Raw genomic sequence first — 1,824 nt, forward strand, 5'->3', positions numbered from 1 at the left:
TGTCCGGCGGTGTCCTACTCTCCCACACCCTCCCGGGTGCAGTACCATCGGCGCTGTGGGTCTTAGCTTCCGGGTTCGGAATGGGACCGGGCGTTTCCCCCACGCTATGACCGCCGTAACCCTTCTACCCGCACCCTGGAAGGGGTGGGGAAATCTTGTGGTTACAACATGGTGGTGTTGTTATTCAGTTGTGGTTTTGTTCCCGTGGACAACTGGTGGGTTGTTGGTTGGGAACCACATAGTGGACGCTTGCAGTGTTTTGTTTGTGGTGTAAGTTGTTGGCCTATTAGTACCGGTCAGCTTCACGAGTCGTTAGTCCTCGCTTCCACATCCGGCCTATCAACCCAGTGGTCTGGCTGGGGGCCTCTCACACATACGTGTATGGAAATCTCATCTTGAAGCGAGCTTCCCGCTTAGATGCTTTCAGCGGTTATCCCATCCGAACGTAGCTAATCAGCGGTGCACTTGGCAGTACAACTGACACACCAGAGGTTCGTCCGTCCCGGTCCTCTCGTACTAAGGACAGCCCTTCTCAAATTTCCTGCGCGCGCAGCGGATAGGGACCGAACTGTCTCACGACGTTCTAAACCCAGCTCGCGTACCGCTTTAATGGGCGAACAGCCCAACCCTTGGGACCTACTCCAGCCCCAGGATGCGACGAGCCGACATCGAGGTGCCAAACCATGCCGTCGATATGGACTCTTGGGCAAGATCAGCCTGTTATCCCCGAGGTACCTTTTATCCGTTGAGCGACGGCCATTCCACAATGTACCGCCGGATCACTAGTCCCGACTTTCGTCCCTGCTCGAGATGTCTCTCTCACAGTCAAGCTCCCTTGTGCACTTACACTCGACACCTGATTGCCAACCAGGCTGAGGGAACCTTTGGGCGCCTCCGTTACTTTTTAGGAGGCAACCGCCCCAGTTAAACTACCCATCAGGCACTGTCCCTGACCCGGATTACGGGCCGAAGTTAGATGTCCAAAGTGACCAGAGTGGTATTTCAACGATGACTCCACCCGAACTGGCGTCCGGGCTTCAACGTCTCCCACCTATCCTACACAAGCCACTCCGAACACCAATACCAAACTATAGTAAAGGTCTCGGGGTCTTTCCGTCCTGCTGCGCGTAACGAGCATCTTTACTCGTACTGCAATTTCGCCGAGTTTATGGTTGAGACAGCGGGGAAGTCGTTACTCCATTCGTGCAGGTCGGAACTTACCCGACAAGGAATTTCGCTACCTTAGGATGGTTATAGTTACCACCGCCGTTTACTGGGGCTTAAATTCTCAGCTTCGCCGTGAGGCTAACCGGTCCTCTTAACCTTCCAGCACCGGGCAGGAGTCAGTCCGTATACATCGTCTTGCGACTTCGCACGGACCTGTGTTTTTAGTAAACAGTCGCTTCCCCCTGGTCTCTGCGGCCCCGATCCCCTCCCGGACGCACGGTCCGGTCAAGGTTGGGGCCCCCCTTCTCCCGAAGTTACGGGGGCATTTTGCCGAGTTCCTTAACCATAATTCTCTCGATCGCCTTAGTATTCTCTACCTGATCACCTGTGTCGGTTTGGGGTACGGGCGGCTAAAACCTCGCGTCGATGCTTTTCTCGGCAGCATAGGATCACCAAATCCCCCCAAACGGGGGTCCCATCAGATCTCAGGCACATGAATGGCGGATTTGCCTACCACTCGCCCTACATCCTTAGACCGGGACAACCATCGCCCGGCTCGGCTACCTTCCTGCGTCACACCTGTTAATACGCTTGCCTCCCAGGATCAGGTCCTGCGCTCCACCAAAACCCTTCACCCACAAGGGGTGTCGGGCAGGT

General features: G+C 55.5%; 2 rRNA genes. Both read right to left on the reverse strand.

Going from position 1 to position 1,824, the window contains the following annotated elements:
* Position 1 precedes the first annotated feature (1 nt).
* Positions 2–118, reverse strand: a 5S ribosomal RNA gene (gene rrf, locus AC5RUU_RS19585).
* 147 nt (positions 119–265) lie between these two features.
* Positions 266–1,824: ribosomal RNA gene (locus tag AC5RUU_RS19590) — 23S ribosomal RNA — on the reverse strand; the annotation flags it as partial.

The sequence above is a fragment of the Arthrobacter sp. K4-10C genome, assembly GCF_059090085.1.